Annotated in this window: 10 protein-coding genes; 5 read left to right on the forward strand and 5 right to left on the reverse strand. The window is 65.5% G+C overall.

Annotated elements, in window-relative coordinates:
* Positions 1 to 301: 301 nt before the first annotated feature.
* The 3 genes from GXY15_11230 to GXY15_11240 form a co-directional block, all read right to left on the reverse strand.
* The gene (locus GXY15_11230) at positions 302 to 1840 is read right to left on the reverse strand and encodes a cellulase family glycosylhydrolase (GenBank protein ID NLV41785.1); all 1539 of its coding nucleotides are present in this window, start codon (positions 1838 to 1840) and stop codon (positions 302 to 304) included.
* Between the two features lie 64 nt (positions 1841 to 1904).
* A complete protein-coding gene (gene argS / locus GXY15_11235) occupies positions 1905 to 3605 on the reverse strand; it encodes an arginine--tRNA ligase (GenBank protein NLV41786.1) in 1701 nt (566 codons plus the stop codon).
* 42 nt (positions 3606 to 3647) lie between these two features.
* On the reverse strand, positions 3648 to 7028 hold the full coding sequence (locus GXY15_11240; protein ID NLV41787.1) for an isoleucine--tRNA ligase: 3381 nt from the start codon (positions 7026 to 7028) through the stop codon (positions 3648 to 3650).
* Between the two features lie 342 nt (positions 7029 to 7370).
* On the opposite strand from GXY15_11240, the gene GXY15_11245 reads away from it, so the two are divergent.
* Positions 7371 to 8924, forward strand: a complete 1554-nt coding sequence (locus tag GXY15_11245; GenBank protein ID NLV41788.1) for an alginate export family protein — start codon at positions 7371 to 7373, stop codon at positions 8922 to 8924.
* A 165-nt stretch (positions 8925 to 9089) separates the two neighbouring features.
* Entirely contained in the window at positions 9090 to 10469 is a 1380-nt protein-coding gene (locus tag GXY15_11250) for a hypothetical protein (GenBank protein NLV41789.1), read from the forward strand.
* An 8-nt stretch (positions 10470 to 10477) separates the two neighbouring features.
* Here GXY15_11250 and GXY15_11255 read toward each other — a convergent pair whose 3' ends face one another.
* Both GXY15_11255 and GXY15_11260 read right to left on the reverse strand, forming a co-directional pair.
* On the reverse strand, positions 10478 to 11647 hold the full coding sequence (locus GXY15_11255; GenBank protein ID NLV41790.1) for a tetratricopeptide repeat protein: 1170 nt from the start codon (positions 11645 to 11647) through the stop codon (positions 10478 to 10480).
* Positions 11648 to 11729: 82 nt separating this feature from the next.
* Positions 11730 to 12116, reverse strand: a complete 387-nt coding sequence (locus GXY15_11260; GenBank protein NLV41791.1) for a reactive intermediate/imine deaminase — start codon at positions 12114 to 12116, stop codon at positions 11730 to 11732.
* 220 nt (positions 12117 to 12336) lie between these two features.
* Here GXY15_11260 and GXY15_11265 point away from each other — a divergent pair, with 220 nt between their 5' ends.
* From GXY15_11265 to GXY15_11275, 3 genes are all read left to right on the forward strand, one after another.
* Entirely contained in the window at positions 12337 to 13707 is a 1371-nt protein-coding gene (locus GXY15_11265) for a c-type cytochrome (protein ID NLV41792.1), read from the forward strand.
* A 141-nt stretch (positions 13708 to 13848) separates the two neighbouring features.
* Positions 13849 to 14904, forward strand: a complete 1056-nt coding sequence (locus GXY15_11270; protein ID NLV41793.1) for an exo-alpha-sialidase — start codon at positions 13849 to 13851, stop codon at positions 14902 to 14904.
* A gap of 25 nt (positions 14905 to 14929) precedes the next feature.
* Positions 14930 to 17773: a family 78 glycoside hydrolase catalytic domain gene (locus tag GXY15_11275; protein NLV41794.1), complete on the forward strand. Its 2844-nt coding sequence runs from the start codon at positions 14930 to 14932 to the stop codon at positions 17771 to 17773.

The raw sequence follows: 17773 nt of genomic DNA on the forward strand, positions 1-17773 counted from the left end.
CGCGCGGAAGAACCTAAGAGGCCAAGCTGGAGCTTGGCGATCCCAGGGGGCGCGTGGTTTGGGCGATGGAGGGAGCCGGAGCCGGGGCGGGACGAGATTGCCGCAGTCGCTTCGCTCCTTCGCAATGACGTGTGCGTTTCCGTCATTGCGAACGAAGGGAAGCAATCGCTTGCAGGCAGGGCGTTGGCGGAAGGTATGGAGGGAACGAGATTGCCGCGCTGCGCTCGCAGTGACGGGGGGAGTCGTGGCGGAAACGAGATTGCCGCGCTGCGCGTGGTCCGGGTGCTGGGCGTCTGATTTCCTACGGGGCAGGCCGAAGGGTGACTTCCCTCACGCCCGTCTTTTCCGCCCCGGGAACGGACACCGTGCCGGCGCCCCCCCATTTTCCGCCGGAGGCCTCCTCCTCCAGGACCCAGCCGTCCGGAAGGTGGAATTCCGAGGCGGGCGCCGGGGTCTTCTCCTCGGTCCACTGAACGTGCATTGCCCCCCCGGGCTCCGCCATCCGAACCGCCACCGGAAACCCGCCCACCCGCAGGGGGGAGGGGCGGTTCAGGGAGGGCAGATACGCCGTCTTCTCCATGCCCCGATGGTATTCCCAGTAGAACTCCCCGCAGGTGTTTGCGGCCAGCAGGCCCGTCATGAGCGCGGCCGCGTCGGCACACCGGTCGTTCCCGTAGAAGGCGCCCCATTCCCCCACCAGCAGGGGCATTCCCATCCGATGCGCCTCGGCGGCGCGGTTACGCATCATGATCTCCAGCCGCGCCCGGCTCGGGGCGTGGGCAAGGGGGGTGTCCAGCACGATGTCGTAGAAGTGGGGCATGTACGCCTGGAAGGGATCCCGCATGCCCTGGTCGTCCGTGAGGGGCTCCAGGGCGGACACCGCGCCGACATTGGCGACCACGCACGGCTCCAGGAAGAAGATGCCCGTGGGATGGACCTCCCGGACCGCCCGGCGCACGCGCTGGTACATGGGCAGCAGGTGTTCCCGCTCGAAGGCCTGCATGGCCGGGGTCACGGCGGCCAGGAACCGCTCATAGCGGACCGGGTCTTCAGCAAGCTCCAATAACCAGGAGGGGTAGGGGTCTTCTTTCAAGCTCTCGAAGAAGGCCAGAGGATTCCGCGGCAGGTCCGCGCCGCGCAGAATGTCCGGCAGCGCCATCCACACCGCCCACCCGACCCGCCGGATGTCGGACCCGATGAACGGCTCGTTGAGCATGTCAAAGCCGATGACCGCCGGCTCGTCCCGGTAGCGCGCGGCCACATGCCGCCACGCGAGGGCGAACCGGTCCTGAATGCCCACCCCGTCGGGGCCGGGGGCGTTCTGCCAGAAGTGGTCAAAGGCCCGGTGAATCTTCGGACTGACGAAGTAGGCCGTGCTCCACACACCTCCCACGGTGCGGTGGGGGAGGCCATCGTCCAGGGTGGCCCAGGCGGGCATGCCGTTGCCGCCGGGAATGGCGGGGCCGTAGAGGTCCTGGTGCATGTCCAAAATCACATGCAGGCCCGCTTCGCGCGCCCACGCGATCCGCTCGTCCACTCCGCGCAGGTATTCCTCGTCGTATTCGCCCGGCGCGGGCTCCACGGCGGACCAGAAGATCATGTAGCGGACGGCGGTCATGCCCCACGAACGGAGGCGCTGGAAGTCTTCGGGGGTCTGCCAGGAAAGGTGCCGGTTCTTGGGCGACTTGGAGCCCACATTCATGCCGCGCAGGTATACGGTGCGCCCCTCCGGATCCACCAGACGGTCCCCGTCCACGGACACCGCCGGAGAGGAGGGGAAAGCCGCCCCGCACAGGGTCGCGGCAAAAAACACGATCACCAGGAACCGGGAGGATGGCAAGATGCGGTCTCCTTCACACAGGGTAGGACCGCGCAAAACGCCGCTTTGTTACACCCCCGCCGGCCTACATGCGCTCCGGGGCGGTGATGCCGAGGAGGTGCAGGGCGTTCGTGAGCGTCTGGAGCGTGGCCCGGCAGACGGCCAGGCGGGAGCGCAGCGCCGCGGGCGTGTCCGCCTTGAGCACGGGGCAGTCCCGGTAGAAGGACGAAAAGAGATGCGTCAGGTCCAGGGCATACCCGGCGACAGGGGCCACGGCGCGCTGCTGGAGGCAGTCGCGGACCACCTGCGGGAACTCCATGAGCTTGCCCACCACGGCCCACTCGGCGTCGTGGGCCGCCTCGAAGCCGTCCGCGTCAAAGCGGCCACCCGACTCCGCTCCCGCCTTGCGCAGGATGGAGTTGATCCGCGCGCAGCAGTACTGCACATAGGGGCCCGTGTCCCCCTGGAAGGAGAGGGCGGCCTCCAGGTCGAAGGTGACGTTCTTGCCCGGTTTCACGCGGAGCACGGCGAAACGGATGGCGGCCACGGCGACCGTCTCCGCGATGGCGTCCTGCTCCTCCGGGGACAGCTCGGCGCACTGCTCCGCCACGCGCTCCCGCGCCAGCGCGGACGCCTGGTCCAGGAACTGCGAGAGCAGCACCACCTTGCCCTGACGGGTGGACATCTTGCCGTCCTTGAGGAGGATGTAGGAGTAATACACCGCCTCGGGGGGGGTGTGTCCGGCGGCCTGGAGAATCATGGCGAGCTGCTGGGCATAGAGCTTGTGGTCCTCGCCCAGCACCATGAGATTGACGTCCGCGCCCTTTTCCTCCTTGTCCAGCGAATAGGCCAGGTCCCGGTAGCCGTACATGGAGCTGCCGTTGGCGCGCCGGAGGACGAAATAGCGGCCCTCCTCCTGGGCATGCCCGAGGGGGGCAAGGTCCACGACCAGCCGCTGCTCCTCATCCGTGAACAGGGCCCCCTTCGCGCGGAGCGCCTCCTCGATTTGGGCGAGGCGCGGGTCGTTCACATACGCCGACTCCCGGTCAAAAATGTCGTAGGTCGCGCCGACCCGGTGGAGGACCGCCAACTGCCCCTGGAGGCAGAGGTCGGTCACCTGGCGGAACCGCGCCTGCGCCCGGGGGTCGCCCTCCTCCATGTCCGAAAGCAGCGCGTAGCCCTTTTCGGCGAACGCGGGGTCCGATTCGGCCCGGGCGTTCGCCCGGACATAGGCGTCCAGAATGCCGTCAAAGTCCAGCCCCTTAATCTCGTCCGCAATCATGACCAGCAGGCCGATCTGCCGGCCCATGTCGTTGACGTAGTAGTGCACCTCCACATCGTTCCCCTCGAAGCGGAGGAGCCGCGCCAGACTGTCGCCGATCATGGCGCAGCGGCCGCGCCCGACATGGGGGCTCGCGTTGGGGTTGATGCTCGTGTGCTCGATGAGCACCCGGCGCCCGGCGCCGGTGTTCCCGCTGCCGTAGCGGTCCCCGTTCTCCAGCACTTCCGCCACCACGCCCGCGCCCACCCGCGACCGGTCCAGCCGCAGGTTAAGGTAGGGCCCCGCCGCCGCCGCAGACGTGACCTCCGGGCCGAACACGACCTTTTCCGCAGCCTCCCGGGCCAGCGCGGCGGGATTGCCGCCCAGGCGCTTGGCCGCCAGGAACAGGGGAACCGCCACGTCGCCCACCTCCCGGTTGGGCGGGGAAGCGGGGACGACGTCGCCGGGCTGCAGGGCGGGATAGGCGGCAAGCACCGCATCGGTGATGGAGGAAAACAGGCTCACGGGACACTTCCTTTCATGGGAGGCGGCGGGCCGCCGGCAGGCTCAGAGGCTGACCAGAACGGACACGCTGCCCCCTTCGGTTTCGGCCATGCGGGCGCCCTCGCCGGGCTGGTCCGCGAAGAGAATCTCCCGCGCGAGCACCGTCTCGGAGATGGTCCCCTCAAACCGGCGGAGCACTTCGGCGAGTTCCGGCGTCTGCGGGCTCAACTCCAGCGTGATCCGCGCGTCGTAGGCTACATTCATCTCCTTGCGCATGTCCTGGACCACGCGCACGAAATCGCGCACCCAGCCCTCGTGCCGGAGTTCCTCGGTGATTTCCGTGGACAGCACCACCACCATCGCGGCGCCCTGGGCGGCGGAGAAGCCCTCCCGGGGCTGAAGCCGCACCTCGACATCATCCGGGCCGAGCTCCACCGCCTGCCCGTCGAGGGAAAGCGTGATGCGGCCCGTGTCGCGCATCTGCGCGAAGAACGCGGCGCCGGACCCTGCGGAGAGAAGCTGGCCGATCTTCTTCACATTGGGGCCATGCTTGGGTCCCAGCACCTTGAAATTCGGCTTGACCAGGTAGGTCACATACTCGTCGGGGTTCTCCGCGAAGGCCAGCTCCTTGATGTTCAGCTCCTCCAGGATCAAGTCCCGGTGGGTCTCAACGGCATGGCGGCGCGACGCGTCGGAGAGCACGATCTCGCAGCGCCCGAGGGGCTGCCGCACCTTGAGGTTGGCCGTCCGGCGGGCGTTCAGCCCGAGCGTGACCGCCTCGCGGGTGAGCGCCATGTCCGTGATCATCTCCCAGTCAATGCCCTCCGCGCTCGCGCGGGGGAAGTCCGACATGTGAACGCTCTCCGGCGCCCCGGGCAGGGGCGCGGCCAGGTTGCGCCACGTCGCCTCGGCGTAGAACGGCGTGAAGGGGGCCATAAGCTGGGCGAACTTCACCAGGCACTCGTAGAGGGTCCAGTAGGCGTCCGTCTTGTCCGCGCTCCACGCACCCGCCCAGAAACGCGAACGGCTCCGCCGCACATACCAGTTGGACAGGCCGTCCAGGAACGACGAGAGCGCGCGGGCGGCGGGGTAGGTCTCGTACTGGTCCAGCGCGGAGCGCACCTCGAGCACCGTGCGCGCCAGCTCGTTGAGAATCCACTGGTCCAGTTCGCAGCGTTCGGCGGCGGGACGGAACGCGGGTCGGTCCGCCGGAGCGGCGGGGGGGGCGATTGCCGCCGGATCACAGCCGAGGGCGGCCAGGAATTCGGCGGGAGCGTCGGACGGCGAGAAGCCGTCGAGGTTCGCGTAGATCACGAAGAAGGAGTAGACATTGTGCCAGCGGATGAGCATTTCCCGCTGGGCCTCCTCCACGTTGCGCTCCGTCATGCGGATGCCCGTGGTCGGCGGGTTCTTGGAGATCAGGCTCCATCGCAGGGCGTCGGCGCTGTACTGGTCGAACAGCTCATTCGGATCCTTGTAGTTCTTCAGGCGTTTGGACAGTTTCAGGCCGTCCTCGCCGTGGACCAGTCCCAGGCAGATGCAGTTCTTGTAGGGGTGCGGCCAGGGCGTCCGGTCCCCGCCGAAGATCAGCGTGCTGATGGCGAGCATGGCGTAGAACCACCCGCGCGTCTGGTCCAGCCCCTCGCTGATGAAGTCCGCCGGGAAATGGCCGGCGAGCAGGGCCTCCGATCCGGGAACGTGAGGATAGCCCCACTGCGCGAAGGGCATGGACCCCGCGTCGTACCATACGTCAATCACCTCGGTGACGCGCCGCATGCGCGCCGAGGGGTCCTTCGGGCTCTGGTAGGTGACCGCGTCAATGTAGGGCTTGTGGACGCGCAGGTCGTCGCGCAGCGCCGGGTCGGCCTGTTTCGCCGACTCCCAGACGTCCACCCCCGCGACCCCCGGCTTGGCGAGCAATTCCGCATACGACGCGACGCATTCCATGTGGCCGGTCTTCTCGCAGACCCAGATCGGCAGGGGGGTGCCCCAGAACCGCTCCCGGGACAGCGCCCAGTCCACGTTGTTCTCCAGGAAGTTCCCGAAACGGCCGTCCCGGATGTGGCCCGGCTGCCAGTTGATCTGGGCGTTGTTTGCCAGGAACCGGTCGCGGAACTCCGAGGTGCGGATGAACCAGCTCTTGCGCGCGTACTGGATGAGCGGGTCATTTTCCGCGCGCGGGCAGAAGGGATAGGAGTGGCGGTACTGCTCGTGCTTCAGGAGCAGCCCCCGCTCCTTGAGCACCCGGGTGATGCTCTTGTCCGCCTCCTTGCAGAAGCGGCCCGCAATCAGGGACCCGTCAAAGGGGTCGGTGTCGGTCACCCGCTCATCGAAGGTCCCGTCCGGGCGGACAAAACACAGGAAGCCGATGCCCTGCTCGCGGCAGACCCGGTAGTCGTCCTCGCCGAAGGCCGGGGCCATGTGCACGATCCCGGTTCCCGTTTCCAGGTCCACGAAATCCCCGGCGATGACCTCCCAGTACCGGACGGCTTCGCGGCCCGTTGCCGGGTCTTTCGGCAGGTCATAGGCAAACAGGGGCTCGTATTTCAGGCCCAGCAGGGCGCTTCCGGGGAAGACCTTCTCGGGGACGGCGTCATCGCCGAAGTACTTGGCGGCGAGGGCTTTCGCCATAATGAAGCACCCGCCGGTCTCCGGGTCGCGCACGAGGCAATACTCGATGTCGGTTCCCACGCAGGCGGCGCAGTTGCTGGACAGGGTCCACGGGGTGGTCGTCCATACGAGCAGGCTGGTTTCCTCCGGCACACCCAGGCGGGCGGCCGATTCCGGGGTCAGCGGCAGACGCACCGTGATGGCGGGATCGTCCACATCGCGGTAGCCCTCGCCGACCTCGCCCGCGGACAGGGCCGTGCCGCCCTGGGCCCACCACCAGACCACCTTGTGGCCCTGGTAGAGGAGCCCCCGGTCGAAGAGCTGCTTGAGGGACCACCAGACGCTCTCCACATAGGACTGGTGGAAGGTGACGTAGGCCTCGTCCAGGTTGACCCAGAACCCGATCCGGTCGGTCAGGTTCTCCCACTCCTTCTGGTACCTGAAAACGGACTCCACGCAGGCGCGGTTAAACTTCTCGACGCCGTAGTCCTCGATGGCGGCCTTGCCGCCGTCCATGATCCCCAGCTCCTTGCACACCTCGATCTCCACGGGCAGCCCGTGGGTGTCCCAGCCGGCCTTCCGCTCGCAATACCGGCCATCCATCGTCTTGTACCGGGGAAAGATGTCCTTGATGGTCCGCGTCAGGCAGTGCCCGGGATGCGGCATGCCGTTCGCGGTGGGGGGGCCTTCATAGAAGACGAACGGCTTCCCATTCCTGCGGCGCGCCAGGCTTTTCGCATAAATGTCGCCGTCCTTCCAAAACCGGGAAATGTCCCTTTCGGAACCGGCAAACGAGAAATCCGGCGGGACCGGGTCGAAGACGGGTCTGCTCATTGTGCAACCTTCCTGGAAAACGCCGTCCGGATGTTCCAGCACCACGGGTCAAGAAAGGGGGGACGGCCGCCAAGGCAGTTTCCGGACACGCGGCGGCACCGTGTTCCGACTGCCCGAAGAAGGTGTATTTTCGCGGTTTTTCCCTCCTTTTTTCAAGTTTGCAAGAAACTACAAATAATGCAAGAAAGTGTGGTAGACTCCGCGAACAGTCTGCTTTCAGTGTCTGGCTGCGGAGTGGGCGCGTTGCGGTGCCCAGTTGGCCGCGCCGGACTGGGCTTGTAAACCGGTAGTAATTGTCAAGGGAAAGGAACGGTCAAAATGCGGAGGTTGGGAAATGTCTTCTTGGGCGGTGCGCGCGTTGCCGCCGTCATCGGCGCGGTGCTCATGGTGTCGTCGCAGGCATGGGCCGAACTCACCCAGGTGGAGATCGGCGGGGAGCTGCGCATCCGGGGCCGCTACTACATGAACACCTTTGCGCCGCGCGGGGAGCGCATCCCCGCCGCCGCGCTCGGATGGCGCCCGATCGGCTCGCAGCTGGCCACTTCCATTTTCAAGTGGGACAGCGACGGCCCCGACTGGTCCCGGTATGAGCATGCGCTCCTGCTCAACGTGAAGGCGGACTTCTCGGACAACGTCAGCGCCTTTGTGGAGTTCTACGATTTCTCCATCTGGGGCGAGGACACGCGCTCCAACTATCTCACCGGGGCCGACGCCCGGGGGGATTCCACGGACGACGTCATGCTCAACCAGGGGTATGTGGAGATCCGGCAACTGTTCGACGCCCCTCTCAGGCTCCGTATCGGACGGCAGGCGATAAAGTTTGGGAAGGGCTTCCTCGTTTCCGACATGCTCACCCCCTCCCAGTTCTCCTCCCACGACGCGGTTCGCCTCACTTGGACGCCGGCGGACGATGTGAGCGTTGACTTTTTCGCCTCCAAAATGGCGGACCGGTACCAGACGGAGCAGGACGGCGACACGGACTTCTACGGCGTGTACGGCACCTACAACGGATGGGAGCCCCTGTCCATGTCCGCCTACTGGTATTTCCTGCGCGACGCCAGCCACGTGGAAACCACGAACCTGACCCAGATCGGGGAATGGTTTGAGGACCTGCGCGGGATGGACGACTACGGCGCCACGCGCCTGCACACCCTGGGAACCCACCTGTTCGGCAAGTCCGGCGGCTTCGACTACAGCCTCGAACTGGCCTACCAGTTCGGAGACGCGGAGCACCTGGGCGCCACCTTCCTGCCCGTGGGCGGCCTCTACGGCGACCAGGACGCGGACTACGGCAACTGGGGCGCCGAGCTCAACGTCGGATACACCTTCAAGGACGTGAAATGGGCGCCCCGTCCCTACGTCATGGGCGTCTATTTCCAGGGACACGACGAGCGCGACATCTCCTTCGGGGAGTGGCTCAACCCGTTCTACCGGCCGGATGCGAGCACCTCGTTCAACCGCCTCTTCTCGGACCTGAACTACATGCCCACCATCAACGACAACGGCTGGCTGTCCAACGTCGCCCAGATACAGCTTGGCGTGGAACTCCAGGCGACCGAAAAGGTGCGCCTCCACGCGCATGTCGCCAAAGACTGGGCCGTCGCGGCGTTTGATCCGCCCGTCTCATGGAAAATCGGGGACACCTATGTGCCCGTCGCGCCGATGCTCAGTTTCTGGACCGAGGACGGCAGCGACGACCTGGGCTGGGAAGTGGCCGCCTGGATCCGCTACCAGTATTCTGCGGACCTGTGGTTCCTCTTCTACGGCAACTACCTCCTCGCGGGCGACGGCCTGACCCGGGGCGCCTTCTCCCAGTTCAACGGGACGGAAATCACCGCCGGTACCGACGACACCAACGCCGGTTATGTTTTCTGGATGGCCGTCCTTAAGTTCTAGTTCCCCGACTCCCCCGACCCTCCTCCGGGAGCCGCCCGAAATACCGGGCCGGCTCCCGTTGTTCTTTCGGGGGACTTTGGCGCTCCGGAAGCGGTATACTGTCGCCGCCTCGGCCGGAACGCGTCGAAGCGACCCCACATGAAGACACAATGAAAGGCTGTATTCGTGACACATTCCACCCAGGGCACAACCGGCGGCGGGGGCATCTTCAGAACGGCGTTCAAGTGGGTGTTCCGCGGAGTCCTGCTTGTGGTGTTCATCGTGGTGCTCGCGCTGTTCCTTGTTTTCCGCGGCGCGCTGTACAACCGCTTTGTGGCCTTTCCCAAGCAGGAGGCGGCCTGGAAGACCATCCGGCAAAACCGCATTCCCGTCCCCTTTTTCACCGGGTGGAACGAGTACAAGGGGGCCATCCACAACCACTCGGAGATTTCCCACGACAGCGAGGTCCCCTTTGAGCACATCCTCAAGACGATGAAGGACACGGGCCGCGACTTCATCATCATGAGCGACCACTGCCAGGAGGGGGACAACAACCTCTACGGGCTCCAGTGGAAGGGCATCCACGACGGCGTGCTGTTCATGCAGGGCTTTGAAATGCAGGACGGGTTCATGCCCGTCGGCCTGCCGGAGGGCACGGTCCTCAGCTGCAAGGACGAGCCGGAGGCGCTTGCGGCGAAGATCGAGGAGGCCGGGGGAACGGTCTTCATCATCCACGCCGAGCAGAAGCGGCCGTGGCACCTTTCCCAGATTTCCGCCATGGAAATCTACAATATCCACCCGGATTTCATGGAAGAGCTGAAGGGCAAGCGCCTCCTGCGGCTTGTCACCAACGTGCTGGTGAACCTGCGCGCCTACCCGGACCAGTGCTTCCGGCTCTCCTTTGACCCCCCGGTTCAGGTCATGAACACCTGGGACGAGCTGAACATCTCCCGCGACATCGGCGGGTTCGGCGGCAACGACACCCACCAGAACGTCGGCGTCTACGGCATCTACCAGGCGGACGGCTCGCTCCGCCTGCGGCACGCCGAGGGGGAGGACATCAAGACCTACCCGCTCAATTTCCTCACCCGGGGCCTGCTGCGGCTGTTCTGCGGCCCCCTGGAGCCCGGGAAGGAGGCGTTCCGCCTCCAGATTGACCCCTACGAGCGGATGACCCGCCATGTGTGCACCCACGTCCTTGCAAAAGACCTGACAGAGGAGGAAATCCTCGGCGCGATCATGGACGGCCGCGCGTTTGTCGGTTTCGACATGATCGCCGACAGCACGGGGTTCGTGTGGATGGCCAAGACCGCGGACGCCCAGGCCGTCATGGGGGAGAGCATCCCGCTGTCCCCCGGCCTCAAACTTGTGGGGGCCTCCCCGCATGTGTGCCGGTTCATCGTGAAGCGGCACGGCGAGGAGGTGTACCGGACCGAGGGGGCCTCCATGGAGTTTGTCCCCGAACTCCCCGGCAAGTACCGCGTGGAGGCGGAGTTGCGCATTCTGGACGAGTGGGTTCCCTGGGTGTACGCCAATCCCGTGGAGATTACCGGTTCGGCGGGCTGAGGACCTCCTCAGCGATAGGCCGCCCGGACATCCTCCTCCAGAACAGCCACGCTCTTCCGGTATATCTGGCGCAGGGCCTGGTCTTCCGTGTCCCCGGACGAGAAACGCGTCAACAGAAGATTTACCTTCCCTTTGCCGTGGCGTGTGATGAGGAGTTCCATGGTGGCATGGGCCTGCAAATAGGCCTCCTTCAGGCGGTCCGGGGAGAGCTTGCCCGCGAGTTGGGGGGAGGAAAGGGAGGAAAGCCGGAAGTCGCGCCCGTTCGCGAAAAGCTCGAGCAGCCGCTCCCTGTCCTGCTGGTCCAGGGGGTGTGACAGGGTCTCCGCGATCCCCTCGTTCACCCACCAGGGCACCTTGTCCCCCGTGATGTTCCGCACCACCACATGAACGTACTCATGCGCCAGCCGCCGCCGGAGTTCCTCGTCCGGGAGCCAGTTGCCTGAAGGGTCGGTCATCGGCGCCCGGATCTTGCCGTCATAAACCGCCCCCACATGCCCGCCGAGCTGCGTGGCCTCGGAAAACTGCGCCGCCGTGTAAAGGATGGTCTGGATCGGCGGCGGGGGGAAAACCCCTCCCAGCGCGCGGCCGACATCCACATAGGCCTTGTCCAGAATGGAGACCACCCGGCCGCGGAGCCGGTCCGGAATGTCGTCGGGGTAACTCACCCGGAAATGCCGGGATTTCCACTTGTTGAAGTCGGACTCCACGGCCTCCTCGCGGAACGCCTTGTCATAGCGTTCCCGCAGCGAGGGGCGCGCCGGGTCCATCTCCAGCACATAGTCCCACTGGGCGCGCGCGGAGGAGAGGTCGTTGTCGCGGTAATAGGCCTGCCCCAGCAGGTCATGGGCGTCCAGATCGCCCGGCCTCGTCACAATGGCCTTCTCCAGACGGTCTATGGCCTTGCCCACATCGTCCAGCCGGAGGTAGTAGGCCCCCGTCTGGATCAGCGGGGATGCGTTGTCCGGGTCGGCCGCAATGGCCGCCTCGGCCAGCCGGACGGCTGTGCGCACATCCCCCTGCTTCGCGTGCTGATCCGCGAGACTTTGCCGCGCGTTGCACAGGTTGCGGCGGACAACCGGATTCTCCGGGGCAATGTCCAGGGCCGTTTCCAGCAGCGTGGTTGCCCGCAGGAAGTCGCCCCGGTTGTAGGACTCCGTCCCCGCGTTGTTCAGGTCCACCGCGGACTGGGACGCCGCAGAAAAGCAGAATACGAGAACCAGCGCCGCAGTCGCGGCCAGAAGTGGAAGGGGGAAAGGGCGCCTACGCATCACGCAGGGCCACCGCCTCGATTTCCACCTGGATGTCCAAGGGCAGGCCGCCGGCCTGAATGCAGGTCCGGGCGGGGAAGCTGTCGGTGAAATATTCCTTGTAGACGGCGTTGAACCGGGCAAACATCTCCATGTCCGCCAGGTAGACATTGACCTTCACCACCCGGTCCAGCGAGCTGCCGGCGTCCTCCAGCACCGCCTTCAGGTTCTCGAAGGTCTGCCGGGCCTCCTCTTCCAGACTGCCCCGGAGAACCCCGCTCCCATCGGGCCGCATGGGCCCCTGCCCCGAGACATACAGGAAGGGGCCGGCGGCCACCGCATGGGAATACGGTCCGGCTGCGGGGGGGCCGTTCTTGGCGAAAATGCACTCTTTTTCCATGCGGAACCCTTTCATTCCCCGGCGGAGACGCCAGCCGCGCCCCAACCGGGGGGCCAAAGTCGTGCTAACCTAACGAACCCGGGCGCGGTCAGGGCGACAACCCGCCCGCACCGCCTTCCGAAGGTTTCATTTGAATGGAAATTATTGTATCATAGGCCAACCGATAATGGAGACGGTCCGGAATGCGCCGGTGCGGCGCCCGGAAACAAAAGGACGGGTCATGAAAAAGAAAATCGCGCTGGCACTGTTCGTTCTGGTCATCCTTGGCCTGGCGTTGCCGGTATATAACCTGTTTGTGCATTTGCCCGCCAACCAGCTTACCGGATACATTTCCCAGCCCCCGCTGGGCGACGTCGCGGCGATTCTGGCGGAAAAATGCGTTGTTTGCCACTCCCTGGATGCCCCCATGCCGTTCTATGCCATGCTTCCCGTGGCCAAGCAGCTGATGGCTCATGACGTGGCCACGGGGGCAAAACACGTCAACATGACGCGGGAAATCCTCGAGCTGACCCCGGGAACAGTGTCCGAGGCCACCCTGGCCAAGATTGAATACACCACCGAGCGGAACAGCATGCCGCCGGCCCAGTACCTCATCATGCACTGGAACCACCTCCTGAGCGCCGCCGAGAAGGAGGCGATTTTCGCCTGGATCCAGGCGGAGCGGGCCAAACGCTACGCGGTGGCCGGGGTCGAGCCGGAACTGCTGAAGCAGGCCGTCCGGCCGCTTCCCGAAAAGATCGAGACCAATCCCGCCAAGGTGGCTCTCGGCGACAAACTCTACAATGACGGCCGCCTCTCCAAGGACAACACCATTTCCTGCGCTTCCTGCCATGACCTGGCCAAGGGGGGCACCGATCAGGCCCAGTTCTCCACCGGTGTCGCCGGACAGGTCGGCGACATCAACGCCCCCACCGTCTTCAACTCCGCCTTCAACATCATGCAGTTCTGGGACGGCCGGGCGGCAAACCTGGAAGAGCAGGCCGACGGCCCGCCGAACAACCCCATTGAGATGGCCTCGAACTGGGAGGAAATCGCGGGGAAGCTCTCGCAGGATGCCGAGTTCACCCAGGCCTTCACCGCCGTGTATCCGGAAGGCTACAAGAAGGAGACCCTCGTCAACGCGATTGCGGAATACGAGCGCACCCTGCTCACGCCGGCCGCCTTTGACAAGTATCTCCGGGGCGATCAGGGTGCCCTGTCCGCGGAGCAGAAGCAGGGATACCAGGTTTTCAAGGAGCTTGGCTGCGCAACCTGCCACAGTGGCGTCATCCTCGGCGGGGCAAGTTTCGAGGTCATGGGCCTCCGGCGCGATTACTACGCGGACCGCGGCAACCCCCACACCCCCGATTTTGGCCGGTTCAACGCGACCAAGAATGAGGCCGACCGATTCCGGCTGAAGGTGCCCACGCTGCGCAACATCGAGGTGACCCATCCGTACTTCCATGACGGGTCCACATCGGACCTCGGAAAAGCCGTGGAAACCATGGCCAAGTACCAGTCGGGCACCACGCTGTCCGCGCGGGACCGCGACCTGATCGTCGCCTTCCTCGAATCCCTGACCGGCGAGCACGACGGGAAGAAACTTCAGTAACCAAGAGCGCGCCCCGGCAGACATTCTGCCACGCCGCCGCACGCGCCCCGGGCACGGCGGCGCGGCGCGCCTCACCACGCGCCCAAAGGAGAACACTTCATGCGACTGGCTGTGAGCATCGGACTGGTTGGCCTGGCGGGCATGCTGTCGGCGTGCGCCACAAGCGGAACGGCAAAACGGGTGTGCCTCTCCTCAGAGGACTTCGAGAGTAAAACGGTCCAGGCGGGCGGGTTTGTTGAATTCGCCTTCGGCGCGGACCGGCCCTTTCCCCAGTGCCATGCGTCCACGGTCGCCCGCACCCAGGACGGCACCTTCATCGCCGCCTGGTTCGGCGGAACCAAGGAAAAGGACGACGATGTGGCCATTTGGACCGCGCGCCGCGTGAGCGGGGCGTGGACCGCCCCGGTGAAGACCGCCAAGATCGAGGACTCGGCCCACTGGAACCCCGTGCTTTTCACCGACGCCCAGGGAAAGACGCATCTGTTCTTCAAGGTGGGGCCGGAAATCCCCTTCTGGCGCACCTACTGCATGACCACGGGGGACAACGGTACCACCTGGTCCGAGCCCCGCGAGCTGGTCGCCGGCGATGCGGGCGGACGCGGCCCCGTCAAGAACAAGCCCATCATCCTTTCAGACGGCTCCTGGCTGGCCCCCGCCTCCACGGAGCACGGCGGTTGGAAGCCCTTTGTGGACCGGTCGGAGGATAACGGTGCCACTTGGACCCGGTCCGCCGACTTTGCGATAGACAAAGCCACCTTGAAGGGGGAGGGGGCCATCCAGCCCACCCTGTGGGAATCCTCCCCCGGAAAGGTGCACGCCCTCCTGCGAACCGCCGCCGGCAGGGTGTGGCGCGCCGACTCGGAGGACTACGGAAAAACCTGGTCGCCCGTGCATGCGACCCGCCTCCCGAACAACAACAGCGGACTGGACGCGCTCCTGCTGGAGGATGGCCGCCTGCTCCTCGTCTACAACCCGGTGGACAAGAACTGGGGCCCCCGGACACCCTTGGATTTGGCGGTCTCCACGGACAATGGGAAAACCTTTTCCGCCATCGCGCACTTGGAAAACGACCCCGATCCCGACAGCGAGTACTCCTATCCGGCGATCATCCGCACGAAGGAGGGTGTCGGCGTCAGTTACACCTACAACCGGGACCTGGTGCGCGTGTGGCACATCCCGCTGTCCGCGCTGGAATAGGCCGCGGCTCACAACAGGATCACCCATGACTGCAACGTTTCTTTGCGCGGCCCTCGGGGCGTGGATGTCCATCGCGGCCCCTCCGGAACTCTTCAGCCCCCAGGCCCAGTGGATACGCGATCCCCGGGCCGTCGGCCACCCCGTGATGGACCACTACAAGAAGGAAGGGGAAAAGCCCTCTGATCCCAAAGGGCCCCAAAACCTGCACACCCTTCTGCGGAGGGAGTTCTTGCTGGACGGGCTGCCTGCCGCGGCGCGGATCACCTTCACGGCGGACGACTACGCCATCGTCTTCCTCAATGGGGAAAAGGTCTTTCAGGGGCCGGAGTCCGGCTATCCCCTCGCCCATCCCTGCCTGGAGGCCGATGTCACCCCCTTCTTGCGGCCGGGGGCAAATGTGCTGGCGGTGCACCTCTACTATCAGGGGCTTCGCAACCGTGTGTGGGACAGCGGCGACAACCGGTCCGGGCTGCGGCTCCAGTGTGACCTGCTGGACGCGGCCGGCGCCGTCTCCCAAAGCATCGTCTCCGATGAATCCTGGAAGTGCTTCCCCCTGGAGGCCTTTCCCACCGGCGAGACCATCGGCTACAAGACGCAGTTCCTGGAGAACATTGACATGCGCCTTGTTCCGGCGGGATGGCGGGAGGCGGGGTTTGATGACAGCGCCTGGAGCGCCCCGGTGAACGATCCCCAGGACCACGTCTTCGTCCGCCAGCTCACCCCGCCCCTCGAAACCCGGAAGGTCCTGCCGAAAACGTCCGAAGCCCTTCCAAAGGGGCGATGGTTCTATGATTTCGGCGCCGAAATCGTCGGACATACCCGTCTGAGGCTCCAAGGGGAACCCGGACAGCGGGTGGTCGTCCACCACGGCGAAGAGCTGTCCGGCCCCAAAGAGGTGCGCTTCGACATGCGCGCCAGCAGCAAGTATGAGGAAACGGTCACCCTCTCGGGCGGCGATGACCTGGTGGAATTCTTCGACTACCGGGGCTTCCGCTATTTGGAGCTTCTTGATGCGCCCGGCACGCCCGAGGTCTGGGTGGAGGTCCGCCACCACCCCTTTGACCCGTCCCGCAGCGCCTTCGAATGCGCGGACAGGGAACTGGAGCAGGTCTGGGACATCTGCCGCAACGGGGTGGTCATGGGTTCCCAGGGCGGGTTTTTGGACTGTCCCACGCGGGAAAAAGGGCAGTATCTCGGGGACGCGGTCATCACCTCCCGGTCCCATTTCTGGCTCACGGCGGACCCCACCCTGACCCGCAAGGCCCTCCACGACTTCGTCCTCTCCCAGCAGATTTGCCCTGGAATGATGGCCGTGGCGCCGGGGAGTTTCATGCAGGAGATCACCGAGTATTCCCTCCAGTATCCCCTGATGCTCCTTCAGTTTTGTAAGAACACCGGTGATGAGGCGTTCACCCGGGACCTCATGAGCCGGTCGTTTGCGCCGCTTTTTGACTATTTCCGGCGGTTTGAGAACGCCGACGGGCTTGTGGAGGGTGTTACACGCCCCCAGGAGAAGTGGGTGCTCATTGACTGGCCCGCCGAAATGCGGGATGACTTCGACTACGACTACGGCGAGGCAAAAGCCAACGCCGTGGTCAACGGCTTCTACTACGGCGCCCTGCGTTCTGCGGCGGAACTTGCGCGACTTCTTGGGACGGATGCCGCGGACTTCGACCGCCGCGCGGACCGGGTGGCGGCGGGGTTTGCCGCGCGCCTCGCTGATCCCGCGACAGGCCTTTACCTTGATGCGCCCGGCTCCAAGCACAGCTCACTGCATGCCAATGCGGTTCCGCTGGCCTTCGGGCTGCATGCCGGGGCCGACAAGGTGGCCATGCTGGACTTCATCCGCCGGAAGCGCCTGGCCTGCGGGGTGTACATGGCCCCCTATGTCATCGAGGCCTGCTTCAACAACGGGGTGCCGGAACTGGGCTACGAGCTGCTCGCCTCCAACGACCAACGGTCCTGGCGGGAAATGCTGCGCCACGGGGCCACCGCCTGCCTCGAGGCCTGGAGCCCCAACGACAAGAAAAACATGAGCTGGTGCCACCCGTGGAGCAGCAGCCCCCTGTTCCTCTGGCCCGAAAGGGTGGCCGGGCTGTCCCCGGTCGAACCCGGTTGGAAACGCGTCCGGATTGCCCCGCCGGCATTGGCGGGGCTTCCCGAGTTCTTCCTGAAGGCGCCCCTGCCGGAAGGCCGGACCATCACAGTGCGTCATTTTCCTGAAAGGGGGTATCTCGTGGACCTTCCCACCGGTCTTCCCCATGAGTCGGAAGGGGACAACGTGACGAGCCGCGAACGCCGATCTCTCAGCCCTGTCAACCCGGAGCCCGAACTGGACCGCCTGATGGCGCAGTGCGGCTGGAGTGAAAAGGTGGGGGAGGGGACGGGCATCCTGGTGTCGGTTCCCCTGCAGCGCCTGTGGCTCATCACGGCCGGCGCGCCCGTCTGGACGGCGGACTGCTCCACCGCCAAAGCCGGTGTGGGATTTCTTGAGGGCAGCGGCATGACCCCCTCGGGATGGCACCAGATAGCCGAAAAGCTCGGCGACGGCGCCCCGTGGGGCCGCATCTTCCAGTCCCGCGCCGCCACATCAAAGCGCTGGCTGCCGGGCGACAAGACCGAGGAAGACCTTGTGCTTACGCGGATTCTGTGGCTGGAAGGCACGGAAGCCGGCCTCAACCTCGGAAAGGACGCGCAGGGGAGGGCGGTGGACTCCAAGGCGCGCCACATCTACATCCACGGGACCAACGGCGAGGCGCTCATCGGCACCCCCGCGTCCCACGGCTGCGTGCGACTCCTGAACGACGACGTGATCGAACTGTTCCAGCGTGTGGAGCCGGGCGCGCCGGTCTTCATCGCCGGCGAATAG

The sequence above is a fragment of the Candidatus Hydrogenedentota bacterium genome (assembly GCA_012730045.1).
GTDB lineage: Bacteria > Hydrogenedentota > Hydrogenedentia > Hydrogenedentales > CAITNO01 > JAAYBR01.

Excerpts from the sequence above, each read along its gene's own strand:
- GXY15_11240 (NLV41787.1), bottom strand. The coding sequence starts at position 7,028 with ATGAGCAGACCCGTCTTCGACCCGGTCCCGCCGGATTTCTCGTTTGCC.
- GXY15_11260 (NLV41791.1), bottom strand. The coding sequence starts at position 12,116 with ATGGAAAAAGAGTGCATTTTCGCCAAGAACGGCCCCCCCGCAGCCGGA.
- GXY15_11265 (NLV41792.1), top strand. The coding sequence starts at position 12,337 with ATGAAAAAGAAAATCGCGCTGGCACTGTTCGTTCTGGTCATCCTTGGC.
- GXY15_11270 (NLV41793.1), top strand. The coding sequence starts at position 13,849 with ATGCTGTCGGCGTGCGCCACAAGCGGAACGGCAAAACGGGTGTGCCTC.
- GXY15_11275 (NLV41794.1), top strand. The coding sequence starts at position 14,930 with ATGACTGCAACGTTTCTTTGCGCGGCCCTCGGGGCGTGGATGTCCATC.